At 49.2% G+C, this 25,119-nt stretch carries 21 protein-coding genes; 16 read left to right on the top strand and 5 right to left on the bottom strand.

Annotated elements, in window-relative coordinates:
- The 13 genes from DW769_RS04020 to DW769_RS03960 all read left to right on the top strand — a co-directional run bounded on the left by DW769_RS04020 (position 1) and on the right by DW769_RS03960 (position 13,248).
- Positions 1-993 (top strand): ABC transporter ATP-binding protein, encoded by a 993-nt coding sequence (locus DW769_RS04020; RefSeq protein WP_055219243.1) that lies wholly within the window; start codon positions 1-3, stop codon positions 991-993.
- Positions 990-1,790, top strand: a complete 801-nt coding sequence (locus tag DW769_RS04015) for a M55 family metallopeptidase (RefSeq protein WP_055219245.1) — start codon at positions 990-992, stop codon at positions 1,788-1,790. The genes DW769_RS04020 and DW769_RS04015 overlap by 4 nt, the downstream gene beginning before the upstream one ends.
- A gap of 43 nt (positions 1,791-1,833) precedes the next feature.
- Positions 1,834-2,925, top strand: a complete 1,092-nt coding sequence (locus DW769_RS04010; RefSeq protein ID WP_055265634.1) for a M42 family metallopeptidase — start codon at positions 1,834-1,836, stop codon at positions 2,923-2,925.
- Between the two features lie 96 nt (positions 2,926-3,021).
- Complete coding sequence (locus DW769_RS04005; RefSeq protein WP_055226730.1) at positions 3,022-3,762, top strand: gamma-glutamyl-gamma-aminobutyrate hydrolase family protein; 741 nt, start codon at positions 3,022-3,024, stop codon at positions 3,760-3,762.
- Positions 3,763-3,891: 129 nt separating this feature from the next.
- On the top strand, positions 3,892-5,202 hold the full coding sequence (locus tag DW769_RS04000) for a CapA family protein (protein ID WP_158565914.1): 1,311 nt from the start codon (positions 3,892-3,894) through the stop codon (positions 5,200-5,202).
- Positions 5,195-6,892, top strand: coding sequence for a M20/M25/M40 family metallo-hydrolase (locus tag DW769_RS03995; RefSeq protein ID WP_158579789.1), 1,698 nt, complete (start codon positions 5,195-5,197; stop codon positions 6,890-6,892). The genes DW769_RS04000 and DW769_RS03995 overlap by 8 nt, the downstream gene beginning before the upstream one ends.
- Before the next feature lie 72 nt (positions 6,893-6,964).
- Positions 6,965-8,449, top strand: a complete 1,485-nt coding sequence (locus DW769_RS03990; protein WP_118749994.1) for a C69 family dipeptidase — start codon at positions 6,965-6,967, stop codon at positions 8,447-8,449.
- 344 nt (positions 8,450-8,793) lie between these two features.
- Complete coding sequence (gene rpmG, locus DW769_RS03985) at positions 8,794-8,943, top strand: 50S ribosomal protein L33 (protein WP_055219257.1); 150 nt, start codon at positions 8,794-8,796, stop codon at positions 8,941-8,943.
- Between the two features lie 21 nt (positions 8,944-8,964).
- On the top strand, positions 8,965-9,165 hold the full coding sequence (gene secE / locus DW769_RS03980; protein WP_022463243.1) for a preprotein translocase subunit SecE: 201 nt from the start codon (positions 8,965-8,967) through the stop codon (positions 9,163-9,165).
- 16 nt (positions 9,166-9,181) lie between these two features.
- Positions 9,182-9,703, top strand: a complete 522-nt coding sequence (gene nusG, locus DW769_RS03975; protein ID WP_022463244.1) for a transcription termination/antitermination protein NusG — start codon at positions 9,182-9,184, stop codon at positions 9,701-9,703.
- Positions 9,704-9,775: 72 nt separating this feature from the next.
- A complete protein-coding gene (rplK, locus tag DW769_RS03970) occupies positions 9,776-10,201 on the top strand; it encodes a 50S ribosomal protein L11 (protein ID WP_022463245.1) in 426 nt (141 codons plus the stop codon).
- Between the two features lie 79 nt (positions 10,202-10,280).
- Positions 10,281-10,973 (top strand): 50S ribosomal protein L1, encoded by a 693-nt coding sequence (gene rplA, locus DW769_RS03965; protein WP_022463246.1) that lies wholly within the window; start codon positions 10,281-10,283, stop codon positions 10,971-10,973.
- Positions 10,974-11,247: 274 nt separating this feature from the next.
- On the top strand, positions 11,248-13,248 hold the full coding sequence (locus DW769_RS03960) for a glycoside hydrolase family 31 protein (RefSeq protein WP_118749993.1): 2,001 nt from the start codon (positions 11,248-11,250) through the stop codon (positions 13,246-13,248).
- 205 nt (positions 13,249-13,453) lie between these two features.
- Here DW769_RS03960 and DW769_RS03955 read toward each other — a convergent pair whose 3' ends face one another.
- The gene (locus DW769_RS03955) at positions 13,454-14,374 is read right to left on the bottom strand and encodes an aldo/keto reductase (RefSeq protein ID WP_117761719.1); all 921 of its coding nucleotides are present in this window, start codon (positions 14,372-14,374) and stop codon (positions 13,454-13,456) included.
- Positions 14,375-14,725: 351 nt separating this feature from the next.
- Between DW769_RS03955 and DW769_RS03950 the strand changes: the two genes are divergently transcribed.
- Positions 14,726-15,499, top strand: a complete 774-nt coding sequence (locus DW769_RS03950; protein WP_118749992.1) for an SGNH/GDSL hydrolase family protein — start codon at positions 14,726-14,728, stop codon at positions 15,497-15,499.
- A gap of 206 nt (positions 15,500-15,705) precedes the next feature.
- On the opposite strand, the gene DW769_RS03945 is transcribed toward DW769_RS03950, so the two are convergent.
- Positions 15,706-16,365 carry a TetR/AcrR family transcriptional regulator gene (locus DW769_RS03945; RefSeq protein WP_118595266.1) on the bottom strand — a complete coding sequence of 220 codons (660 nt, stop codon included), beginning with the start codon at positions 16,363-16,365 and terminating at the stop codon, positions 15,706-15,708.
- Between the two features lie 350 nt (positions 16,366-16,715).
- On the opposite strand from DW769_RS03945, the gene DW769_RS03940 reads away from it, so the two are divergent.
- Positions 16,716-19,814: a hypothetical protein gene (locus DW769_RS03940; RefSeq protein ID WP_118749991.1), complete on the top strand. Its 3,099-nt coding sequence runs from the start codon at positions 16,716-16,718 to the stop codon at positions 19,812-19,814.
- A gap of 361 nt (positions 19,815-20,175) precedes the next feature.
- Here the strand turns inward: DW769_RS03940 and DW769_RS03935 are convergent, their stop codons facing one another.
- Complete coding sequence (locus tag DW769_RS03935; protein WP_117802597.1) at positions 20,176-21,108, bottom strand: AraC family transcriptional regulator; 933 nt, start codon at positions 21,106-21,108, stop codon at positions 20,176-20,178.
- Positions 21,109-21,297: 189 nt separating this feature from the next.
- On the opposite strand from DW769_RS03935, the gene DW769_RS03930 reads away from it, so the two are divergent.
- Positions 21,298-23,307: a glycoside hydrolase family 127 protein gene (locus DW769_RS03930; protein WP_117802596.1), complete on the top strand. Its 2,010-nt coding sequence runs from the start codon at positions 21,298-21,300 to the stop codon at positions 23,305-23,307.
- Positions 23,308-23,459: 152 nt separating this feature from the next.
- On the opposite strand, the gene DW769_RS03925 is transcribed toward DW769_RS03930, so the two are convergent.
- The gene (locus tag DW769_RS03925) at positions 23,460-24,071 is read right to left on the bottom strand and encodes an ECF transporter S component (RefSeq protein WP_022463255.1); all 612 of its coding nucleotides are present in this window, start codon (positions 24,069-24,071) and stop codon (positions 23,460-23,462) included.
- Positions 24,068-25,114, bottom strand: coding sequence for a nucleoside hydrolase (locus DW769_RS03920; RefSeq protein ID WP_118749990.1), 1,047 nt, complete (start codon positions 25,112-25,114; stop codon positions 24,068-24,070). Before DW769_RS03920 ends, DW769_RS03925 begins: the two co-directional genes overlap by 4 nt.
- Positions 25,115-25,119: the final 5 nt, after the last annotated feature.

Raw genomic sequence — 25,119 nt, 5'->3', positions numbered from 1 at the left:
ATGTCGGATACATTACTTAGAGTAGAGGATTTGAAAATTTATTATCCGGTTGCCGGAAGCGGATTTGGGAAAAAGGAATTCGTCAAAGCGGTAGACGGAGTTACCTTTGAGGTGAAAAAAGGCGAGGTATTCGGAATTGTAGGCGAGTCCGGCTGCGGAAAATCCACACTGGGAAGAGGGGTCTGCAAACTGGAAAATCTGACATCGGGCCATGTGTATCTGGATGGAGAAGATATTACAGAGTACAATGACCGGAGAATGCGTTCCATCCGGAAAAAAGTACAGATGGTTTTTCAGGACCCGTATGCGTCCCTGAATCCACGAATGTCCGTTTTTGATATCATTGCAGAGCCGCTGCTGGTGCATCATCTGTATCAGGATAAAGCGGATCTGGAAAAGAAAGTGCTGGATCTTTTGCACCGGGTAGGACTGGATGACTACCATGCAAACCGTTATCCACATGAATTTTCCGGCGGTCAGCGTCAGAGAATCGGAATTGCCCGTGCACTTGCGGTAGAACCGTCTCTGATCATCGCAGACGAACCGGTTTCGGCACTGGATGTGTCTATTCAGGCGCAGGTTCTGAATCTTTTAAATGAACTGAAGCATGACCTGGATCTGACCTATATTTTTGTTGCACATGACCTGAGCGTTGTGGAATACATCAGTGACCGTGTCGGTGTTATGTATCTCGGCAATTTCGTGGAGGTCGGAGAAAAAGAGAAAATTTACAGCAATCCGATGCATCCGTATACGCAGGCACTGCTTTCCGCAGTTCCGGTTCCGGATCCGACGGCAAAAAGAGAAAGAATTCTGCTTGAGGGAAGCATCCCATCCGCCCACAAGCCGCCGACAGGCTGCAAATTCCATACCAGATGTCCAAAATGCATGGAATGCTGCAAAACACAGGCACCGGAGCGATATGAAGTGGATGACGGACATTACGTATATTGTCATCTTTATGATAAAGAAAGAAGGGAACAGCAGAAATGAAGCTTTTTATCAGTGCAGATATCGAGGGCTGTGCCGGAGTGGCACTGACCGATGAAACACATAAGAAGGAAAGCGTATACCAGAGATTTGCAGAGGAGATGACCGAAGAGGTCGTTGCGGCATGCGAAGCAGCACATGAAGCGGGCGCGGATGAGATTGTCGTAAAGGACGGTCACGGAGATGCATCCAACATTGACCCGCTGAAAATGCCGGAGTATGTCACCCTGATCCGGGGAAAGAGTGGTCATCCGTATAATATGATGTATGGTATCGACGACAGCTATGACGGCGTACTGTATCTTGGATACCATGCACCGGCAGGAGATCCCAATTTTTCGATCAGCCACACATCGACAGGAAACAGCCTGTATATTCATCTGAATGGAAAAGTGATGAGTGAGTGCATGCTGAACAGCTATACAGCAGCATCACATCACGTACCGGTGCTGTTCCTTTCCGGAGATGAAGAGATCTGCCGTCAGGCCAAAGAACTGATTCCGGGCATTACGACAGTGGAAACGAAGCATGGTGTCGGTGCGGCAACGTGGTGCAAAGCGAAAGGAAAAGTGATATCCGAAATCCGGGAAGGGGTAAAAAAGGCAGTTGCCGGACAGAAAAAAGAGTGTCAGGTGGCTCTTCCGGAGCACTTTACATATGAGGTAACCTATAAAGACTGGAAAAAAGCGTACACGATGTCGTTTTATCCGGGAATGCAGAAGGTAGATACCTTCACAAATAAGCTGGAGACAGATCGCTGGATGGATATTGTCACAGCACATTGCTTTGTTGTATATTAAGAATATAAATCTGACAGAAACCCAAAGAAAAGAGGATAAAACAATGGATATAGAAATGTTTGGTAAGCTTTCCGATGCATTTGGACCAAGTGGATTCGAGGAGGATGTCATCCGTACCATAGCAGATTACTGCAAAGAATTTGATGTAGAAAATGACGCAATGAATAACCTGTATGTGCGGATGCCGGGAACAAAGCAGGATTCCCGTCCGGTCATCCAGCTGGATGCCCATCTGGACGCATGCGGTTTCATGGTACAGAATATCCAGGACAACGGATGCCTTGGCATTATCATGCTTGGCGGCTTTCATCTGACCAGCCTTCCGGCACATGCGGTATGGATCCGCACCAGATCCGGAAAAATGGTACATGGTATTATCTGCGCAAAACCGGTTCATTTCATGACAACAGCGGAACGCAGCAGTCAGACTCTGGAAATTGAAAAAATGTATGTGGATGTCGGAGCAACAAGCCGCGAGGAGGTTGAAAACGTTTTCGGAATCCATATCGGTGATCCGATGATGCCGGATGTAACCTTTGAATACGATGCAGAGCATGAAATCTGCTTCGGAAAAGCATTTGACAACCGGGCCGGCTGCGCATGCATCGTAGATACGATGAAACAGCTGGAAAAGGAGCAGGCTTCTCTTGCGGTTAATGTTGTCGGCGCCTTTGCAGCACAGGAGGAGGTCGGAACCCGCGGTGCTGTGGTAACAAGTCAGATTGTAAAACCGGACCTTGCCATTGTATTTGAGGGATCTCCTTCCGATGACTTTTTCATCAGCGCAGGACAGGCACAGGGCTGCATGAAGAAGGGTGTTCAGATTCGTATCCTGGACAACAGCTATATTTCCAATACGCAGTTTATTTCACTGGCCGAGGAAGTAGCAGAAAAATGCGGAATTAAATACCAGGAGAGCGTAAGAAGAGGCGGAAGCACAAACGCAGCAAAAATCAGCGTGACAGGAAAAGCAGTTCCGTGTCTGGTGCTTGGTGTTCCATCCCGCTATGCGCACAGCCATTACAATTTCTGCGCAAAAGAAGACCTGGAGGCAGCAAGCGCAATGGCAGCCAATGTCATTCGTGCTTTAGATGAGGAAAAGATCCGTCATATCTGCCATCAGGATGTACTGTAAAATATTCGATAACGAAAGAAAAAGCATGCCGGAAGCGGGTTCACAGGAAAGGTGAAGCCGTTTTCGGCATATCTGGTAAAAAAGGAGAGTTTACAAGTGAGAAAACCGATCATTGGAATCTTGGGAAATACGTATAAAACACAGCCGGGACTTTTTTCAAGTGCGGAGAGAATGTATGTCAACAGCGATTATATCGAATCAGTTCTGAACAACGGCGGAATTCCGATGGCAATTCCGGCAGTTGCCATGAAAGCGGATCCGGAAGGCATACTTGCTGTGTGCGACGGAATTCTGGTTCCCGGCGGAGAGGACTTAAATCCGTGGTATTATGGAGAAGAGCCAAAACCGCAGATCCAGACCATTCGCCCGGAGATCGACGAGGCATGGTTCGCACTTGGACGGGCAGCAAAAGAGATGGGAATGCCCATGCTTGGCATCTGCAAGGGAATTCAGTTTTTAAATGTCCTGTGCGGCGGTGATCTGTACCAGGATATCTATACACAGAAGGAAACCACAATTCTGCATCTGCAGTCCCTGGAGCGGTCTTATCTGCATCACCATGTGGAAATTAAAGAGGGAACCCATCTGGCAGAAATCCTCGGGGCGGGAACCCATGCGGTAAACTCCATGCATCATCAGGCAGTGCGTACGCCGGGAGAGGACATCGTGGTTTCAGCAACGGCGCCGGATGGAACCATCGAGGCGATAGAAAGCCGCAACGGACAGATTGTGGCCGTACAGTGGCATCCGGAAGGGCTGATCCACTCAGCGCCGGAGATGAACCGCCTTTTTGCGGATCTGGTAGAAAGAAGCAGCAGATACAGAGAGAAAAGGTAACGATTTGGAGCTATGTAAAAGGAAAGAAAAACCGGGATGGGACTTTTGAACCGTTACGAAAAAATAAGAATGGATAAAGATGCGATTCCAAAAGCAGAGAGCAGGAATCGTTCGGGAGGCAAAAAAAGAATGAACAGAACAATAAGAGTATCGGCGGCAGGTGATATTCTGATTATGAAACGGCTTCTGCCGGGATATCAGGATGTTTTGCCGATTCGCGAATTTCTGATGCAGGGAGAGGTTCGGATGGCGAATCTGGAAACGACGATATCGGACGGCAGCTGTTACGCATCGGCGTATTCCGGCGGAACATGGCTGACGGCAGATGCGAAGTGTCTGGAAGATACCCTGCGTTACGGTTTTAATTTTCTTGGGATTTCGAATAATCATACGATGGATTATTCCTATGAAGGACTTGCATCTACGATCAGCGAACTGAAAAAAAAGGATGTGGCATATGCCGGAGCAGGCAAAAATCTTTACGAAGCATCGCGTCCTGCCATTCTGGACACAACAGCGGGACAGATTGCGGTGATTGATATCTGTTCTACGTTTGAGAATGCAGCCAGGGCGGGAAGCCAGACGGAACGGCAGCCTGGCAGGCCGGGCTTAAATCCGTTGCGCTTTTCGGAAAAATATACCATTACGGAGAAACATGCGCAGGATCTTGCAAAGATTGCAGAGGTGACCGGAATCAACGGACTGCGGGATCTGCACCGGCAGGAGGGATTTATAGCTCCGCTTTCCGAGGGTGTCATGGAATTTGGCGGGAAAATGTTTGAAATCAGCAAGGACGGAACAGAGGGAAGAAGCTCCAGCCCGAATCCGATCGATGTGAAACGCACCGTCGATGCAATCCGGGAAGCGAAGATGACATGTGAGGCAGTCCTGGTTATGGTACATTCCCATGAAATCCGTAAGGACAATGACGAGGAAGCGGATTATTTTCTGGAGGAATTTGCACACGCCTGTATCGATGCGGGCGCCAGCGCGGTGATCGGGGGCGGAACGCATCAGCTGAAGGGAATCGAACTGTATCATGACTGTCCGATTTTCTACTGCCTCGGAAATTTTATTTTTGAAAATCAGTATGTACGCCTTCTGCCTGCGGACTACATGGAAAAATATGGTCTGAATATTCACACGGCAGCATCCATCGGAATCGCCAGGCGGCAGGAGCAGTCCTCACATTCCCTCTACGAAATTCCGGAGGTCTATCGGAGTGTGCTGCCGTATTTCGAGATCTGTCAGGGGAAATGCACACATCTGGAGCTTCTGCCGGTCGAGCTTGGTATGGACAGGGAAAACGCAGAAAAAAATATTCCGTACGTAGCAGACGAAAAAACAGCAGAAAAAATTGCAGAATATCTCACCCGCGTGAGCAAGAGATATGGAACAGAATGGGAATACAAAGAAGGAAGGATTGTACTTCATGCGTAAAAAATGGGAAATAGAAGAAGAATACCGAAACTTTTGCCGGAACAACAAAGAACTTGCGCTGCAGACGCTGCGGGAGCTGACACTGACCCCGACGGAAACGGGAAAAGAAGATCAGAGAATCGCATATTGCATGGAATGGATGAAACAGCAGGGCATGGAGTCGGTTCATACGGATGAGCTTGGAAATGTAATCTGGGAGTATCGGCCGGAACAGGAAAAGAAGGTTCTGTATACGGCGCATCTGGACACCGTGTTTTCGCTGGAGGAGCCGCTGGAGATCAAAGAAGACGGAATGATCTGGCGTTGTCCCGGCATCACAGACGATACCGTGAATGTTGTGATGCTTCTGATGGCGGCAAAATACGTTCATGAGACAGAGCCGGAGCTTCCATGCGGTCTGATTTTTGCAGCGGATCTTGGAGAAGAAGGGCTTGGCAATCTGTGCGGAGTTCGCGCGCTTGTTGACCATTATGAAAAAAATCTGTGCGGAATGGCAGCCTTTGATCTGTATCGGGATAAAATGTATCCCATCTGCATCGGGTCTGTCCGGTATCGGATTTCGGCAAAAACAAAGGGCGGTCATTCCTTCCTGAATTTCGGAAGAAAAAATGCTATTGCAGAGCTTGCGGGCCTGATCGGAGAGCTTTACCGTTTTCAGACGGATGCAGCATCTCATACAACATACAATGTGGGAAAAATAGAGGGAGGAACCTCTGTTAATACGATTGCGCAGGATGCCTCCATGCTGTTTGAATTCCGTTCGGAGGATTACAGGAGCCTGGAAGCCTGCGAAACATATCTGGAGGAGACCATAGCAGCACGCCAGAGTGAGGAGGTACAGTATTCCTGCAAGCTCGTCGGAAAGCGGCCGTGCGCAAGAGAAACCGATCCTGTCCAGATGGCACGTATGACGCGGTGCGCACAGAAAACGCTGAAGGCAGCCGATGGGGAAGAACCGGTATGCTCTGAAGCATCCACAGACTGTAATATCCCATTGTCGCGGCATATTCCTGCTATCTGCGTCGGTTTCTGCCGGGGCGGGGGAGCGCATACCAGAGAAGAATGGCTCGATGCCGCCAGTGTAGAAGATGGCATGTGTGCAGCCGCAGCACTCGTATGCCGGCTTCCGTGGATGTGCTGCGAGAGCAGAGTCGTTGTAAGGGACGGGATAGAGGATCGAAAAGAGAAAGAGGAAATCCGGCGGCTGCTGGAGCTGTGCGATCAGGATTTCGTTCCGCCGCTTTCCCACCGCAACAGTACATCCCAGACGAACTGGGCCGAGACAGAAGAAAAGACGGATGGAATTGCAGAATATCTGGAAAATATCTGCAGTCAGCATGTGGTGCTGTGGAAGGAAGAGGGAGTCGTGCGGGCCTTTATGACCTGGAAGGATCATTTTAACTGTGAAAATCTGGAAGCATATCCGGATTCCTGCTATCTGACCACCCTCTGCGTCTGGCCGGATTACCGCGGACAGGGAATTTCGGAGGTAATGTATGCAGAAGCAGAAAAGGACATCGCGGCAAAATTTCCGGGAAGCCGGATTACTCTCCGTACCTGGTCCACGAACGGGGCCCAGGAGCATATCCTGGACAAGCTGGGATATAGTCTTGTCAGGCGGCTGAAGGATGACAGGGGAGAAGGAATTGATACGGTTTATTTTGTAAAAAAGGAAGAAAACGACAGATAATATGGTGCTTGCAAATCGCAGTTGAAAGTGTCATAATCGGAAGCATAAGACAGCAAAAGGAGGGCTATAGCTATGCCTTGTACAACTATTTTAGTTGGAAAGAAAGCATCATATGACGGTTCCACCATGATCGCGCGAAACGACGATTCCGGTGCAGGCCATTATACATCGAAAAAATTTGTAGTGATTCACCCGGAGGAGCAGCCGAGAACATATAAAACCGAGATTTCACATCTGACCATTGAGCTTCCGGACAATCCGATGCGGTACACTGCAGTGCCAAACGCAGAAAAAGGCGAGGGGGTCTGGGCGGCAAGCGGCGTGAATGCAGCGCAGGTCGGTATGACTGCGACCGAGACAATCACATCGAATCCGCGTGTGCTGGGTGCTGATCCGCTTGTCGTTTATCAGCCGGCGGAAGACGGAAAAGAAGAGGTTCCGGGCGGAATCGGCGAGGAGGATCTCGTTTATATTGTTCTTCCTTATATTAAAAGCGCCAGAGAAGGTGTCAAAAGACTGGGCAGCCTGCTGGAGCAGTACGGTACATACGAGATGAACGGCATTGCATTTCAGGACCACGATGAGATCTGGTGGCTGGAGACGATCGGCGGCCATCACTGGATGGCAGTGAAAGTGCCGGATGACCATTATGTGGCCATGCCGAACCAGCTTGGCATCGACCATTTTGATCTGGAGGATGCGCTCGGCGAACAGAAGGAATATATGTGCTCAGCAGACTTGAAAGAATTTATTGAAACATATCATCTGGATCTTTCTATGGATGGAAATTTTAATCCGCGCGATGCTTTCGGAAGCCACGATGATTCCGATCACGTTTACAATACACCGCGTGCCTGGTTCATGGAGCGCTATCTGAACCCGCACACGAAAAAATGGGACGGACCGGATGCCGATTACACACCGGTATCCGACGATATTCCGTGGATGATGGTTCCGGAGAAGAAGATCACCGTAGAGGATGTGAAATACGTACTGTCCTCCCACTATCAGGGAACACCGTACGACCCGTATGCCGCATACGGCGATAAATCGTGGAAAGGGGCATACCGCTCCATCGGTGTCAACCGGACCGATTTCCTTTCTGCCATCCAGATGCGCCCGGATCACAAAGGAGACAACGGCATTCTGCAGTGGATTGCATTTGCGTCAAATGCATTCAATGTGCTGGTTCCGTTCTACACCGATGTGACGACAACACCGGAGTATCTTTCCAACACAACGGGAGAGGTTTCCACAGATAACTTCTACTGGGCAAGCCGCATGGTGGCAGCAATGGCAGATGCATCCTATAAGTCTTCTATCTTCCACATTGAGCGGTATCAGGAAAAGGTGATGGCAAAAGGCCATGCACTGATCCATCAGTACGATGCGTTGCTTGCAGGGGAGACAGACGAAACAAAACAGACACAATTGAGAGAAGAAGCAAACAACAAAATCGCTGAAATGCTGAAAAAAGAGACGGGTGCAACACTGCACAAGGTACTCTTTGAACTCAGCAACCAGATGAAAAACGCGTATTCCAGATCGGATGCGTAAGGCTTTTTTAAGGGAAAGAATAGGAGAATGGTTCTGCGCGCAGGAAAAATTGCGCGCAGAACCATTTCCTGTCCGGAACCGCCTCGAACAAACAGGGTGTTACAGTTCGCCGGAAACCAGTGAACGATACGATCCTGATAAAAAATCTCAGCGTACTTTGGTGAATTTTGTTGACAACAGGCAGTTCCTGTGCTACAATAAACCAGCGACATGGAAGAAGGTCTTTTTTTTATGCCTGAAATTGCTGAAGTACGAGCAGCAAAAACAGGGCAGAAATGAAGAGACCGCCGCTGATCCGCAAGGATCACAAGCGATAACGCAAATACACAGTGGAGGTGGAAGTCGTGCGCGTAAAAATCACATTGGCATGTACTGAATGCAAACAGCGTAATTACAACATGACAAAAGAGAAAAAGAACCATCCTGAGAGAATGGAGACAAAGAAGTACTGCAGATTCTGCAAAAAGCACACAATGCACAAAGAAACCAAATAATCTTTGGTAAGAGGTGATCAAATGGCAGAAACTGAAAAAAAGGCATCCAAAAAGAGCTGGTTCAAGGGCTTGAAAGCAGAGTTCAGAAAAATCATCTGGGTTGACAACAAAACGCTGGGCAAGCAGACCGTTGCAGTCGTAGCGATCTCTGCAGTAACCTGCGGGTTAATCACCCTGGTTGACAGCGCTGTAATCGAGTTCGTCAATTTATTGATCAAATAAGGATAAAGGTGTCAGAATGTCAGAAGTAAACTGGTATGTAGTCCACACCTATTCGGGCTATGAAAACAAAGTAAAAGCCAATATTGAGAAAACAATTGAGAACCGTCATCTTGAGGATCAGATTTTGGAAGTACGTGTTCCTATGGAAGAAGTTGTTGAAGTCAAGAACGGAACCAAGAAACAGGTACTCCGGAAATTGTTTCCGGGCTACGTTCTGATCAACATGATCATGAACGACGATACCTGGTATGTTGTCCGCAATACCAGAGGTGTTACGGGCTTCGTCGGACCGGGATCCAAGCCGGTACCGCTTACGGATGAGGAAATGGTGAACCTTGGAATCACCGGTGGTGAGGAAAAGGTTGAGCTTGACCTTGAAGTCGGCGATGCAGTCGTTGTAACAGGCGGCGCATGGAAGGATACAACCGGACTGATTCAGAGTATCAACGATACAAAACAGATGGTTACCATCAATGTTGAGCTGTTCGGCCGCGAAACGCCGGTAGAAATAAGTTTCGCAGAAGTCAAGAAGATGTAAGAAATGCCCCAGGGGCGTTTCGTGGGAGGGAAATTCCCGCAATTACCACATTTATTTAGGAGGTGCCGTAAAATGGCAAAGAAAGTTACAGGATATATCAAATTACAGATTCCTGCTGGTAAAGCAACACCAGCACCACCGGTTGGACCTGCACTTGGACAGCACGGAGTAAACATCGTACAGTTTACCAAAGAGTTCAACGCAAGAACAGCAGATAAGGGAGACCTGATCATCCCTGTAGTTATCACTGTATATGCAGACAGAAGTTTCAGCTTCATAACCAAAACTCCTCCGGCAGCAGTTCTGCTTAAGAAAGCCTGCAACCTGAAATCTGGTTCCGGCGTTCCGAACAAAACGAAAGTTGCTACTATCTCTAAAGACAAAGTTCGTGAGATCGCAGAGATGAAGATGCCAGACCTGAATGCAGCAACTGTTGAGGCAGCTATGAGCATGATCGCAGGTACCGCAAGAAGTATGGGTATCGTTGTAGAGGACTAATTTAGAAGAAGAGTTTACATCTTCTCGTATTGACGTGGGAGGGAGATTCCCGCAACTACCACCAGGAGGTTATTAGACAATGAAACATGGTAAGAAATATTTAGAGGCTGCAAAAGCAGTTGATCGTAGCATTCAGTACGATCCGGCAGATGCTATTTCCACAGTTAAGAAATTAGCTACTGCTAAATTTGACGAGACAATCGAAGTTCACATCAAAACTGGTTGTGACGGACGTCACGCAGACCAGCAGATCCGTGGAGCAGTTGTTCTGCCGCACGGTACCGGAAAACAGGTTCGTGTACTTGTTTTCGCTAAAGGCGCAAAAGCTGATGAGGCTGTTGCAGCAGGTGCAGAGTTCGTTGGAGCTGAGGAGCTGATCCCGAGAATCCAGAACGATGGCTGGTTTGATTATGATGTTGTTGTTGCTACACCGGATATGATGGGTGTTGTTGGTCGTCTGGGCCGTGTACTTGGACCGAAAGGTTTAATGCCAAACCCGAAGGCTGGTACCGTAACTATGGATGTTACCAAAGCCGTTAAAGAGATCAAAGCAGGTAAGATTGAGTATCGTCTTGACAAAACAAACATTATCCACGTGCCAATCGGAAAAGCTTCTTTTACTGAGGAGCAGTTAAGCGACAACTTCCAGACGCTGATCGGTGCAATCAACAAAGCAAAACCGGCTACTCTGAAGGGACAGTACCTGAAGAGCGTTACTCTGGCTCCTACTATGGGACCTGGAGTTAAGGTTAATACTTTGAAGCTTGCATAATAAATGAAGGAATGAGAACCCCCGGGGCTGTAATGGCTCTGGGGGTTCTTTGCGTTGAAAAACGGACGCAGGGGAAAGGCGAATTCCGATTCCTTAAGAAAGAGCTTTATTTCAATGGGAAATAATTGAAAAAGATCAAAATAGTGTTAGAACATGAAAATTAAGATCAAGTATTCTGCCGGAAATGTTAGTATAATGCTAAGCAGAAAGTAAACGAAAAGAGCAGAGCCCATGCATGCGTTTGGAACGGCGGGTTCTGGAAAGGGAGGTTTTTATGCAGTATTTTGAGAAACAGGGAAATGCGCTGATTTTCCGGCAGGATGGGGAGACGGTCCGGGTGGAGCCGTGGCAGAAGGACAGTCTTCGGGTGAGAGGTACGCTTCTTTCGGAGATAGAAGAGGGAAGCATTGCACTGCTTGATCCGGAACCGGTGGAAGCGGAAATTGAGCTGGTGGACGAGCTGAAAGCGACGATCAAAAACGGTAAAATCCAGGCGGTTCTCGAGCTTCAGCCGTGGGGACAGAAGTTGCGGATTACGTTCTTGAATCAGAAGGGTGAGGTGCTGCTCTCCGAGATCGCAAACGGCGGAGCGCTCTGCCTGCGCGCACACGATTACCGTGCATTAAAGGGCGGCGCTTATCAGCTGAAAGTATCCTTCGATTCCAACCCGGATGAGAAGATTTATGGTATGGGACAGTATCAGCAGGAGAGAATGAACCTGAAGGGATGCAACCTGGAACTGGCGCACCGTAATTCGCAGGCGAGCATTCCGTTTTATGTATCGAGCCTAGGCTACGGCTTCCTGTGGCACAATGCAGCGGTCGGTGAGGTTCATTTCGGAACGAACACAACGGAATGGCTGGCACGCACCACAAAGCAGCTCGACTACTGGGTAACTGCAGGCGATACCCCGGCGGAAATTGAAGAGCACTTTGCAGATGCCATTGGCAAAGTTCCGATGATGCCGGAGTACGGCCTTGGCTTCTGGCAGTGCAAACTGCGCTACTATAATCAGGAGCAGGTACTGAATGTGGCACGCGAGTACAAAAAACGCGGCATTCCGCTGGATGTCTTTGTCATCGACTACTATCACTGGCCAAGATGCGGTGATTATCGTTTTGATGAAGAATATTTCCCGGATCCGAAAGCAATGATCGACGAGCTGCATGAGATGGGCATCGAGACGATGGTTTCCATCTGGCCGCAGATCGACTGGAGAAGCGAGAATTACGAAGAAATGAAACAGCAGGGACTCCTCGTGAAGAGCAATGCAGGTGTTGATGTACAGATGCTGTTCCATGGAAATAATGTCTTCCTGGATGCAACAAATCCGAGAACAAGAAAGTATGTATGGGAGAAAGTAAAGAAAAATTATGCAGATCTCGGCATCCGCACCTTCTGGCTCGATGAGGCTGAACCGGAGTTTTCAACCTATGAGTACGAGTGCTACCGCTACGCCGCAGGCCCGGTGGAAGAGATCGGAAATATTTATCCAAGAGAGTATTCCCGTATGTTCTACGAGGGCCAGAAAGAGAGCGGCCAGGAGGATATCGTCAACCTCGTCCGCTGCGCATGGCTCGGAAGCCAGAAATACGGAGCCCTTGTGTGGTCCGGCGATATTTTCTCAACTTACGAGGACTTCCGCAAACAGATCTGCGCAGGCCTTCATATGGGACTTTGCGGCATTCCGTGGTGGACAACCGATATCGGCGGATTCCACGGCGGTGTGACCGAAGATCCGGACTTCCAGGAGCTGCTTGTGCGTTGGTTCCAGTTTGGTACCTTCTGCCCGGTTATGCGTATTCACGGAAACCGGGGACCGAGAGAAGAAATCATCAACAAGGCTGGCGAAGTGCGTGAGGGAACCGGAGCTGACAACGAGGTATGGAGCTTCGGAGAGAAAAATTATGAAATCCTGACAAAATTCATTGGTGTCCGCGAAAAAATGCGCGATTACACGAGAAGCCTGATGGCAGAAGCACACGAAAAAGGAACACCGGTCATGAGAACGATGTTCTATGAGTTCCCGGAGGATGCAGCATGCTGGGACATCTCCGATGCTTACATGTTCGGCTCCGACATCCTTGTAGCACCGATTGTCCGGGCAAAAGCAACGAGCCGTACCGTTTATCTGCCGGCCGGTGCGTCCTGGACGCTGGCAAATACCGGTGATGTTTATGAGGGCGGAAAAGCCTACGAAATCGAGGCGCCGATCGAAACACTGCCGATCTTCCTGCGCGACGGAAAACAGGGATATCTGGTGGGAGAGATCTGATAAATCACAGAGCAGTTGTTTGGTTATGGGCAGGCAGCCAATGCGGATTGCAGATAGCTGCATGAAAAAAGAAAAGGAAAAGGGAAAAGCATTCCAGAAGATCGATAAGATCCAAAGGAATGCTTTTCCGATGTTATAAATCAATCACGGATCCGAAAAGGGGATTTTAGCCTTGTTCCGCATATGGGCAGGCGGACAGAAAAACTTACGGAAGCGGATGGCCTGCCGCCAGATACAGCTCATACCATTCTTCCCGCGTCAGCGTAATAGCACATGCCGCGATAATCTCTTTCAGGCGGTTTTCGCTTGCCGTACCTGTGACAAGCTGCATATTTGCCGGGTGGCGCAGAATCCACGCTGCCGCAATCGTGGTATCACTGACGCTGTATTTTTCGGCCAGTGCACGGATTTTCCGGTTCAGTTCCGGGTACTCGTCGCTTCCAAGAAAACATCCTTTCCATGATGGCATCTGGAACGGAGACCATGCCTGCAGGGTAATATCGTGCAGACGGCAGTAATCGAGCAGACTGCCATCGTGGTCAACCGAACCCGGTGTTTCCATGTTCACTTCCATGCCATTTGCAACAAGGTTGGAAACCGGAATGCTGAACTGTACCTGATTGGCAACGAGTGGCTGGCGGACATATTTCTGCAGCAGTGCAATCTGCATCGGCTTGTGGTTGGAAACACCGAAATGGCGGACCTTTCCGCTCTCAAACAGAACATCAAAGGCGGCAGCTACATCTTCTGGTTCTACGAGCGCATCCGGCCGGTGGAGCAGCAAAAGATCGAGGTAATCCGTCTGCAGACGTTTTAAAATACCATCGACGGATTCCAGGATGTGGTCTTTCGACAGATCATAGAAGCCCTGGCGGATGCCGCATTTGGACTGGAGAAAAATATCCTCCCGTTTCAGGGACGGATCACCGGAAAATGCCTCACCGAACACAGTCTCGCTCATGCCGCCGCCGTAGATATCCGCGTGATCAAAGAAATATGCGCCCTGCTCCAGCGCGGAGTGGATAAAATGATTCATCTCGTCCTTCGATTTTTCGGAAAGCCGCATGCATCCGACTGCAATGGAAGGAACTTTTCGCAGGTGATTGCCTAAAATTGTTTCTTTCATAGTAGAATTTTCTCCTTTGCAATGCTTCTGTATTCGCAGAGGTTTTCGTAAAGCAGGCGTGGAAGGACTCTGGAAGTACAGAAAGAATAGTAATTACGTTGCTTCTAATATATCATTTAAGTGCACTTGAAAGTCAATGGTTTTTGAAGGAAAGAGAATAAAAAAATCGCCGGAATCGATCAGGATTCGACCAGAACACAGAAAATCCGTATTTTGTTAACAAAATCGGAACAAAATCGACAACAAAGTTTACTTGCATTTTCGGAAAAATGATGTAAGATAGGGGTATTCGAAAAAAAGATCCGACAGGATCTGTGAAGTGGTATTGAATCAGATAATGGAGGTTTTGCGATGGATGCAAAAATAATAGCCGGAATCCTGGCCGCGGGAGGCGCAGCCTTAGCTGTCGGCGGCATATATAGCATGAATAAGAAAACAGGTTATTTTAAAAAGGGAAATTCCGTCCGATACGATGTTTCCCGTATTCCGTTTAAAAAAACAAGTCCGTTAAAAGGAAAAACAGTTGTATTTTTGGGATCCTCCGTGACGAAGGGCTTTGCTGCCCACAACAATTCGTTTGCGGAGTACATAGCGAAGAAAGACAGCTGTACCTGCATCAAAGAAGCGGTCAACGGAACCACGCTGATTGATAATGGTGAGGATTCCTACATCGAGCGTATGCGCGACAGGCTTGATCCAAAGCAACAGGTGGATCTTTTTATCTGCCAGCTGTCCACTAACGATGCAACACGCAACAGCCCGCTCGGTGAAATTTCGGAATCCCGCGATCTGGAGAGCTTCGATGTCGAAACTGTCTGCGGCGCGATTGAGTATATCATTGCATATGCAAAAGAAACGTGGCATTGCCCGGTGATGTTCTATACGAATCCACAGTATGATTCCAAGCCGTACGCGAAGATGGTAGAGGCGCTTCTGAAAATTCAGGAAAAATGGCAGATCGGTGTGATCGATTTCTGGAATGACGAACGAATCAACCGTGTTTCCCCGGAAAAACGAAAACTGTATCTTCAGGATCCGATTCATCCGATGAAGGCCGGCTATGCCGAGTGGCTGGTGCCTGTGATGGAACAGCGGATTGGTGAGTATCTGGAACAGCAGGTATAGGCAAAGAGAAAAATAAAAAATACTTTCGTGGTTTCTTTTGAAAAGATTCCGCGAAAGTATTTTTTTGATTTACAGGAAACTTCGTTGAATTTTCCTGTAAATTAAAAAAGCCCTCCGGGCAGGATCGCACTGCGGCGGACGGGAATTATGTCGCTGAAGCGACCCGCCGCAGGCGGAGAATCCTGCAAAGCAGGATTCTTTCTTGTTTACGAGAGCAGTGAGTCGGGATTCGCGCCTGCATTTTCCGTGGTTTTCCGTTTCTTCCGGATTCGGAACTGCTTGAAAATGCCCCGAATGGCAGCGTAGAGCTCCGGCTTTAGTTCTTCAAGCGGAACCGGCTGCTGGTACAGGATAGCATTGTAGCTTGTACCGCTTACAAGCTCCAGAATCATATAGAACATCAGCTCCGGTGAGCGATACGTATATGCTGCATGAGAGAGCAGAGATTCATAGATGGTGTAGATGGCCGGCGTGTCGGCAAACGGAGCAAAGGTAAGAGAGTTTTTGAAGAATCCCCAGCTCAGATGCTTGGAAATCAGCGTCACGAGGCTGTGGTTGGCGGCAAACTGGTCGAGGATATTGTCGGTGATAAAAAGCACCTGCTCTTCAAAATCATGGATATCCGGGTGGCGCAGCAGATCTGAGTAGGCGGCCTGAAATACCTGACTCGCCTTATGTGCAATCAGATGATTCCGAATATCGTACTTATCTTTGAAATAAAGATAGAAGGTACCTTTTGCAACGCCGGCGTTATTCACGATATCCGAAATGGATGTTTTACTGAAGCCGTTGTTGATAAAAAGTGAGAAAGCAGAGTCCAGAAGGGACTCACGTTTCATTTGTTTGTTGTTGTCAATTTTTCCCACAGAGAGTCTCCTTTCCTGAAAAATATCACATCATGTGTCATTTACTTAACTACAATTATAGTTAGAATACATGGAAACTGTCAAAGGGAAAATGACTAATTTTCTCATTTTTGTGACTATGCACGAAGAAAAAAATGACCGATCGTCAATTTTGTGCAGTATTTAATGTTGACTAAGAGTCATTTTTGCGTTATAACATTAGATGATTGAAAGGCATAGGAAAAACATCCTCGATCTGAGGGAAACAGTATCCCGCAGTATCTTACTCCGAGCGGGTTTTACTTCTCTTATGATCCTGGATTTCATCATAAAAAACCATTATAAAAACCACAGAAAGGAAGTTTATCACAATGAATAGAAACAGAAAACTGAGAAAACAGATGATGTCTGGTCTTGCTGTTGGTATGGCTGCTGTTATGGGAGCTGCTCCGGTTTATGCAGCGACAGGAGAGGACGCAGCGGTTTCCAAAGAAGAAACCGTATATGTAAATGCAAATGCAGACGGATCGGAAGATCAGATCACCGTATCCAACTGGCTGAAGAACGCAGGAACGGAAAAGAACCTGAAAGATGAGAGTGAACTGAAGGACATCAAAAACGTAAAGGGCGACGAGGAGTTCACCCAGAGCGGAAACGAGCTGACCTGGCAGACAGACGGCGAGGATATCTATTATCAGGGAACAACCACAAAAGAACCTCCGGTTTCCGTGAAGTTCACCTATTATCTGGACGGCAAGGAAATCAAACCGGATGACCTGGCCGGAAAGAGCGGAAAACTGAAAATCAAAGTTGACTATACAAACAACACAAAGACAACGGTTGACATCAATGGCAAGAAAGAGACGATGTACACCCCATTCGTCCTGATGACCGGAATGATTCTTCCGCAGGATACTTTCTCCAATGTCAAGATCGACAATGGTAAAGTCATTTCCGATGGAAGCAGAAACATCGTAATCGGATTTGGTATGCCGGGCCTGCAGGAAAGCCTGGGATTAAATTCCGATTCCCTTGAAGATCTGGTATCCGGTGACAGCGATTTCGAACTGCCGGAAAGCCTGGAGATCACTGCAGATGTGGAGAACTTCTCTCTGGATTCTACCTTCACCGTTGCACTTGACGATGTTCTCGACACCATCGATACCGACAACATCACCGGATACGATGATCTGAAGGATGCACTGAGTGATCTTGAGGATGCTGCAATGGAACTGGTTGACGGTTCCAAGGCACTCTCCGATGGTGTGGATACTTTAAAAGACAGCTACAAAGAGCTGGATGACGGTATCGGAACGTTAAAAGACGGCGCTGACGAGCTGAACAGCGGAGCCGGCACACTGGCAAGCGGAGCCGGCACACTGGCAAGCGGAGCATCGACTCTGGCAAACGGAACTTCTACTCTGAACAGCGGAGCTTCTACCTTAAACAGCGGAGCAGCTACCCTGTCCAACGGAGCATCCACCTTAAGCAGCGGAGCTTCTTCCCTGGCAAGCGGCGTAAACTCCTACACCGAGGGCGCTGATACCCTGAATAAAGCAATCCAGACGTATCTTGGAAAGAACGGTGTGCTGACTGGAAGCGTAACCGAGTATGTAAACGGTGTGAATAAAGTCGTTGCAGGCGTAAAACAGTACACCGACGGAACAACACAGCTGTCCGACGGCGTTGCTTCTTATGTAGCAGGCGAGAAACAGCTTGCAGCAGGCGCTGAGCAGCTTCAGCCTCTGGCAGACGGCCTGACCGAGGTAAACAGTGCAATCGCAACACTGAACGCAGCACTCGACGGAAAAGATGAGAATGATATTTTAGCAGGAGCAAAACAACTCTCCGAAGGACTGACCAGTTTGAACGAGCAGCTGCAGAGCACCGATGTACAGAGCTTTCTGACGATGGTAGACGGTATGACCAGCACCGGTTCTACCCTGATCTCCGAGACCGAGGCACTCTCCGAGGTTCTGAACACCACAATCGCAGGATCTGTCAACAGCATGATGACAAACGGCAGCGAGCTGATGAGCCAGATGGATACGCTGTCCAAAGGACTTGAGAGCTACTTAAGCGGTCTGGAGGCACAGATCACGAATCAGGCAACGCAGATGGGAACCCAGATGGCAGCACAGGTTCAGGCATGGGCAGACGGAGCAGCAGCACAGCTGAACCAGGAAGCAACAGCAGCAGCACAGAGCGCAGCTGATACAGCAGCAAGCCAGGCATCCGCCGATGCAGCAAAACAGGCAAATGATCAGCTCTCTGCAGCAGCAGCTACACTGGATGCACAGATTTCCGCAGCTAAGAGCGCTGGAAATACAGAGCTTGCCGATTCCTTAAGTAAAGCAAGAAACCAGATCGGAAGTGTCAGCGTTTCCGCTTCCGCCGGAACCGTTTCGGTTACTCCAGTTACAGCTCCGCAGATTACCCTTCCGGAACTGAACTTCGAAATCGAGCGCCCGGATCTCTCCGGTCTTGCAGCAATGCAGCAGAAGATGAGCGACATCAAGAGCCAGTACAGTGATCTGCAGAAGACGGTTGCAGCTCTGATGCCGCAGCTTGAGACCATGCAGAAACAGATGCAGACCATCACCGATAATAAAACAGTTGTTGAGCAGAATCTTGGTGCAATGCAGAAACTGACCGCAGGTGTGGCACAGCTTGATGCAGGCGGAAGCGCTCTGTACAAGGGCATCGGTACTCTGTCCGCAGGTGTGAGCCAGCTGTACAGCAGCACAAATGAGAGTTTTGCAAAAGCAACAGCAGGCATCAATGCACTGAACGCAGGATTTACCCAGCTGAGTGCTTACAATGACACGCTGCTTTCCGGCGCAAGCCAGCTGAAAGCAAATGCACCGGCTCTGGTTGAGGGTGTTACGACTCTGCAGGGCGGCACGACACAGCTGACCGCAGGTCTTGGACAGCTGGGAAGCCAGTTAAGCGATGGATCTGCAAAACTTTCTGCAAACAGCGGAAGCTTAAGAAGCGGTGCTTCTCAGGTAGCAGGCGGAGCATCCCAGCTGGCAAGCGGAGCCTCCACACTGGCAAATGGAACTTCTTCCCTGGCAGGCGGAGCTTCTGAACTGAACAGCGGAGCTTCTACGCTGGCAAGCGGAGCATCTACGCTGGCGAGCGGAGCTTCTACACTGGCAAATGGAACTTCTTCTCTGGCAAGCGGAGCTTCTGATCTGAAATCGGGAAGCAGCAAGGTTGTTGATGGTATTGACGAGCTGTCCGATGGGGCGAAAGAACTGGCTGACGGTACGAAGAAGTTTGAAGAAGAGGGTACCAGCAAGCTGAAGAGTACCTTTGAGGATGATCTGGGAGATGTACTGGATCGGATTCAGGCGCTGAATTCGGATAAATGTGCTTATACTTCTTACAGTGGTAAGGCAAATGGAATGGATGGAAGCGTGAAATTTATTATCGAGACTGCAGCAATTGAAGCTGCGGAAGAGTAATGTGATTCCACGGTAGATTGTGAGGCCGCCTGCGGTCGGGATATTTCCCCGACCGCAGGCGGCATTTACGTTAGGTGGGGTGCAAAAAGACAAAAAATAAGAACAGCCCGCGGATATGCGGGCTGCTCTTTCATAATGAGGGGGGAGATAGTTTTGAGTGGTTCATCAACTATCTGAGATATAGTATAGTGAAGAAATGTGAGCAAAGTATGTCTATTTTCTAAAAGAAACAGTAAATTTCTAAAGAATAAGTGAATCCATCCATTGAGTAAATCACTTCCGTCCGCCAAAACGTAGATGGGTCCCCAGGCGCAGCGGAGCGTCCGCCCCCCGCGGTGCCTGGGGGTCGTATCCTCCCGTCCTATTCAAAAGAAAGTTTCCGGTTCCCATAACTCTTCCGGTACTGTCCCGGCGTCATCCCGGTGAGCTTTCGGAAAGCCGTGGAAAAATTATGCGCATCCTGAAATCCAACGTTATAGGCAATCTGAGAGACCGTGTGATTTGTGTCCGTCAGCTCGGCCATAGCGCTGTCCATTTTGGATTTCAGGATGAATTGTTTTAACGTCATCCCGGTGCCCTCGTGGAAGAGGGAGGAGAGGTATTTGTCGTTGTATCCGAAATAACGGGCGAGTTCGGTGACTTTGAGGGACTCGCTGCTGTGGTACTGGATGTAGCTGATAATGTCCTGCAGGATCTGCGTCCGCTGCGTTTCGGAAGTGTAGGTGCGGTAGAAGGGGCTCTGACAGTTGATTTCGCCGAGAACAGCGGCAGTCAGGCTGTTGTTGAGGAACGTGTTGTGGAAACGCAGGGAAGTGTCCTGGAGCTGCTTCATGAGGATGATGACGCGGTTCGGGGAGGAAAGCGTTCCCTGGCGCGGGATGCATAACGTTTCGGGGTAGTTGGATGGAAGCTGGGCGGGAGCGAGGTCCTCAAGGCGGTAGGAGGATGGCGGTGCAGCATGAAACTCATCCAGAACCGATCCGGCGGTCGGGTCAGAAGGAGCGATGAGCGGTGCGGAGGGGATACCAGGGATAAAATGGAGCCAGTAGAAAGAGCAGCTTCCTTTTTTCGAGCCGTGCTGATGGGCGGTCGGAGGCAAAAGAAGATATTCGCCAGGATGGACTTCGTAAGAGCGGCGTTCGTCCGCGATAAAAAGCGTTCCTTCCGTCACAACCATCAGTTCAAAATTGACGAGATTCCGTGTCAGGTGCATCCACTCCGGGGACGGGGACTGGAATTTGCCGCAGAGGTCGTAGGTAAAACAGGCGGCATCTGGAAATAAAACAGAGATCATATGACTTTTTCAAACCTTTTCAAACATTCTTGTATTTTAAACGGCGGTCTGTTTTGCTAAAATAAAACTATAGAAAAACAGGAAAACAGCCGTCAAAAGAAGTGTAACGCTTCCCATCCCTGAAAGCAAGGAAAATATCTTTTTCAAACCAGGAGGCGGCGGAAGACAACGAAAAAGGAGACCGAAAAAATGGATCAGAAAAACTTCAGCAAACCATTATCCCTGGCAAAAGTCCAGGTTACTGATGCATTCTGGAAAAAAGAGATGGAGCTTGTCCGCACCGAAGTAATTCCGTATCAGTGGAATGCCTTAAATGACAATGTTCCGGAAGCAGCACCGAGCTTCTGTATGCGGAACTACCGCCGCGCCGGTGAAGTTGAAAAAGAGCGGAAAGCAAAAGGAGACAAATTTGTTCAGATCAAATATCCGCTGGATACTTTTGAGACACTGCCGAAGGATGGCAAAATGGACGGAAGATTTTATGGCTTCCTGTTCCAGGATACCGATTTTACCAAATGGGTGGAGGCAGTTGCGTACTCCCTGACACAGCATCCCGATCCGGAGCTGGAAAAAACGGCAGATGAAGCAATTGAAGCTGTCTGCGCAGCACAGAGAGAAGACGGATACCTCGATACCTACTATCTGATCAACGATCAGGATATGATTTTTACAAACCTTAAGGACAACCATGAGCTGTACTGCTTCGGTCATCTGACGGAAGGCGCCGTAGCCTATTATCAGGCGACCGGAAAAGACCGTCTCTTAAAAGCAGCAGAGCGTTTCGCGGACTTTATTGCCAGCAAACTCGGTCACGGCGAGGGGAAAAAAGCAGGTTATCCTGGTCACGAAATTGCAGAGATGGCTCTGATGCGTCTCTATGATCTGACCGGCGAGCAGAAGTATCTCGATCTTGCAAAATACTTCATCGACGAGCGCGGAACAAAACCATACTATTACGATATCGAGCGCGGTCTGACCTGCCCGGAGGGCGAGGAACGATATAGCTACAATCAGGCAAACCGCCCGGTGCGTCAGCAGGATGAGGTGCAGGGGCACTCCGTACGCGCCGTATATCTCTATTCCGGCATGGCGGATGTGGCAAGGGCAACGCAGGATGAGAGCCTGCTGAAAGCCTGTGAAACTCTCTGGAACAACATGGTGCATCAGAAAATGTACGTCACCGGCGGAATCGGTGCCACTCATATAGGAGAGGCATTCTCTTTCAACTATGACCTGCCAAACGATACCGCTTACGCAGAGACCTGTGCATCCATCGGTCTTGTGTTCTTTGCTCGCCGCATGCTGGAGATTCAGGCAAAAGCAGAGTACGCGGATGTGATGGAATTAGCCCTCTACAATGGCGTTCTCTCCGGAATGGCGCTCGACGGAAAGAGCTTCTTCTATGTCAATCCGCTGGAGGTACTGCCGGAGGCATGCCACAAGGATGAGCGGAAATTCCATGTAAAACCGATCCGCCAGAAATGGTTCGGCTGTGCCTGTTGCCCTCCGAACCTGGCAAGAACGGTAAGCTCAGTTGCATCTTACGCATACACGGAAAACGACACAACCCTGTTTGTCCACTTGTACATGGGTGGAACAGTGGAAGGAGAAAAAGTAAAAGCATCCATCACTTCCGAATTCCCGTGGGACGGCCATGTTTCCGTGACCTGCGAGAGCGATACCAAAGAGCCGTACACCTTTGCATTCCGCATCCCGGGATGGTGTGCTTCTTATGAAAAAGAGATTCCAAAAGGCGCAGAATTGGAAGAAAAAGACGGGTATCTGTATGTGACAAAAGTATGGGCGAAGGGTGAGACGATCCGCCTGAACTTCCCGATGGAAATCCAGTTTTTGGCATCCAATCCGCTTGTACGCGAGGACGCCGGCCGTGTTGCCGTAAAACGAGGACCGGTTGTTTACTGTATGGAAGAAGCAGACAACGGAAAGAATCTGCATTTGACAAAACTCTGTGTGAATGGTGAAAAAACCGCAGAAGCAGCCGATGAGCTGGGCGAGCACTTTGTGCGCGTAACGGCCGAGGGACGTCGCATGAAGCTGGGCGATGCGGAAAAACAGCCGTTGTATCATCTGTATCAGAAAGAGGAAGAGGAAAAGACGAAACTGAAGCTGATTCCATATTATATGTGGAACAACCGAGGTGAGGGCGAAATGCAGGTATGGATCCGCGCATGTGAATGATTTTATTAAAGAAGAAATAAAAAACTCCGGAAAAGGGATGGCTCCTGATGCAGCCTCCCCTTTTTTCCGGAGTTCTTGTTATGCCAAAATATGAGAATCCTGCAAAAAAGAAAGTGAATTTTTTGCAGGATTCTTTGTGCTATTGGTACAGATTATTTTCTGCTTCTCATAGAAAGACTGCCGAAAGCAGAAGAAACGGCGGGCAGAATCACGAGGACGACTGCAAGGACAATCATTCGATCCACAAAGTCTGTCATGGCCTGTACAACGCAGACAGAGAGAGTCAGATTCATACCGAGACTGTGAAGCAGCTGCACCAGCACAGTGGAGCCGGAGGAAGTAATTCCACCGAAAACAACCGCGGTGATTGTGGAACTTACCACAGTACCCGGAAGTGAGATCACAAGCGCTGCCGGAAACAGCTTCCAGCCCATGGAGCGGAGGGAAAGACTCTCGCTGCGGGATCCTGCCGTATGGGACGGGCGGAGTCTGCGGAATACAAGGCCGGCAACGAGACCGATGACAAGCTGCACCGGAATATAGTAAAACGCATAGACATCACTCGTCATGCCGGAAATGAGTCCGGAGATCAGTCCCGGAACGAGGCCTGCAGCAGGTCCGAACAGAGCGGCTGCCAGAACTGTTCCGATGGAGTCCAGATAAACCGGAAGACGCAGCAGCAGAGCAATGGTACCGCCGAGAATATTGATGACACCGCAGAGCGCGAGTGTCGTGAGTTTTAACGTACGGTTAGTATTCATCATGCCTCGCCTCCCTTCTGAAACATCGTCTCATGTGGGAAGACCGGCGGTGCGGTGAGAATCTGGTCGAGAACCGGTGCGGATTCCTCCTGCGGCACGCCGAGAACGCGCTCAAAGAACATCAGGAAGAAACGGCGCACATCGACCTGCGTCAGAATGTGGCTGTTCGGTGCTTTCTGATAAAAATTCATGGCATCCACAACCGTCTGTCCGATGCAGAGACCTCCGGTTTCTACCTGCGTATACGCATCAAAACCGCTGCAGAGCGACGGATCCACAAGATAAGCGGCCGCGAGCGGATCGTTGATCACGCATCCGATGACCTTTTCCTGCTTCCAGTGGAAATCAAAGTAGAAGCGCGTCAGCTCCTCAATGCGGGTTCCGACTCCTGGATTTACGCATTTCATATATTCCACAAGATTCGGCGTCAGGACAATTTTTCGTGTGACATCCAGCCCGATCATATGAAGTTTTTTGCCTGCAAGCTGCGGCAGCTCGGAAAACGCGCGGAATACTTCGGCTGCGGCATCCGGGTCGCACCAGTAATTGTACTCGGCAACCGGGGAGCAGTTTCCATGGCTCTTATAGCTTCCGCCCATGGAGACAAGAGACATCAGGTTTGTCAGGCACTCCGGTGCGCGGGAGATGACTTTTGCAAGGTTCGTCATCGGTCCGAGGGCAAGAATGGTAACATCAGGGGTTGCTTTTAAGGTTTCGATGAGGAAAGAAACAGCGTCTGTTTTTGGCGTAAGCTCTTTGACATCCGGCCAGCCGGATTCGCCGAGGCCGTCCATGCCGTGCGTGTCCATGGCATCCACATAGTCGCGGACCAGGGGAGTTTCCTCTCCGACATAAACAGGGACATCTGTTTTTCCAATCATGGAAAGAATTTTGAGGGCATTTTTTGCGCCCATAGAAGCGGGTACATTTCCGCTGACTGTGGTGATGCCGATCAGATCCAGCTCTTTGGAAGCTGCGGCAAGCATCAGGGCGAGAGAATCGTCGATGCCGGGATCACAGTCGATGATCAGTTTTTTTGCATTCATTTTCC

Source organism: Blautia sp. AM29-29 (assembly GCF_003480555.1).
GTDB lineage: Bacteria > Bacillota > Clostridia > Lachnospirales > Lachnospiraceae > Fusicatenibacter > Fusicatenibacter saccharivorans.
The sequence above is the reverse complement of the archived record's forward strand: the minus strand, read 5'-3'. Positions and strand labels throughout refer to the sequence as shown.

What these genes read in the sequence shown, in the direction of transcription:
- DW769_RS04020 (WP_055219243.1), top strand. Translation starts at nt 1, where the DNA reads ATGTCGGATACATTACTTAGAGTAGAGGATTTGAAAATTTATTATCCG.
- DW769_RS04015 (WP_055219245.1), top strand. Translation starts at nt 990, where the DNA reads ATGAAGCTTTTTATCAGTGCAGATATCGAGGGCTGTGCCGGAGTGGCA.
- DW769_RS04010 (WP_055265634.1), top strand. Translation starts at nt 1,834, where the DNA reads ATGGATATAGAAATGTTTGGTAAGCTTTCCGATGCATTTGGACCAAGT.
- DW769_RS04000 (WP_158565914.1), top strand. Translation starts at nt 3,892, where the DNA reads ATGAACAGAACAATAAGAGTATCGGCGGCAGGTGATATTCTGATTATG.
- DW769_RS03995 (WP_158579789.1), top strand. Translation starts at nt 5,195, where the DNA reads ATGCGTAAAAAATGGGAAATAGAAGAAGAATACCGAAACTTTTGCCGG.
- DW769_RS03990 (WP_118749994.1), top strand. Translation starts at nt 6,965, where the DNA reads ATGCCTTGTACAACTATTTTAGTTGGAAAGAAAGCATCATATGACGGT.
- secE (WP_022463243.1), top strand. Translation starts at nt 8,965, where the DNA reads ATGGCAGAAACTGAAAAAAAGGCATCCAAAAAGAGCTGGTTCAAGGGC.
- nusG (WP_022463244.1), top strand. Translation starts at nt 9,182, where the DNA reads ATGTCAGAAGTAAACTGGTATGTAGTCCACACCTATTCGGGCTATGAA.
- rplK (WP_022463245.1), top strand. Translation starts at nt 9,776, where the DNA reads ATGGCAAAGAAAGTTACAGGATATATCAAATTACAGATTCCTGCTGGT.
- rplA (WP_022463246.1), top strand. Translation starts at nt 10,281, where the DNA reads ATGAAACATGGTAAGAAATATTTAGAGGCTGCAAAAGCAGTTGATCGT.
- DW769_RS03960 (WP_118749993.1), top strand. Translation starts at nt 11,248, where the DNA reads ATGCAGTATTTTGAGAAACAGGGAAATGCGCTGATTTTCCGGCAGGAT.
- DW769_RS03955 (WP_117761719.1), bottom strand. Translation starts at nt 14,374, where the DNA reads ATGAAAGAAACAATTTTAGGCAATCACCTGCGAAAAGTTCCTTCCATT.
- DW769_RS03950 (WP_118749992.1), top strand. Translation starts at nt 14,726, where the DNA reads ATGGATGCAAAAATAATAGCCGGAATCCTGGCCGCGGGAGGCGCAGCC.
- DW769_RS03940 (WP_118749991.1), top strand. Translation starts at nt 16,716, where the DNA reads ATGAATAGAAACAGAAAACTGAGAAAACAGATGATGTCTGGTCTTGCT.
- DW769_RS03935 (WP_117802597.1), bottom strand. Translation starts at nt 21,108, where the DNA reads ATGATCTCTGTTTTATTTCCAGATGCCGCCTGTTTTACCTACGACCTC.
- DW769_RS03930 (WP_117802596.1), top strand. Translation starts at nt 21,298, where the DNA reads ATGGATCAGAAAAACTTCAGCAAACCATTATCCCTGGCAAAAGTCCAG.
- DW769_RS03925 (WP_022463255.1), bottom strand. Translation starts at nt 24,071, where the DNA reads ATGATGAATACTAACCGTACGTTAAAACTCACGACACTCGCGCTCTGC.
- DW769_RS03920 (WP_118749990.1), bottom strand. Translation starts at nt 25,114, where the DNA reads ATGAATGCAAAAAAACTGATCATCGACTGTGATCCCGGCATCGACGAT.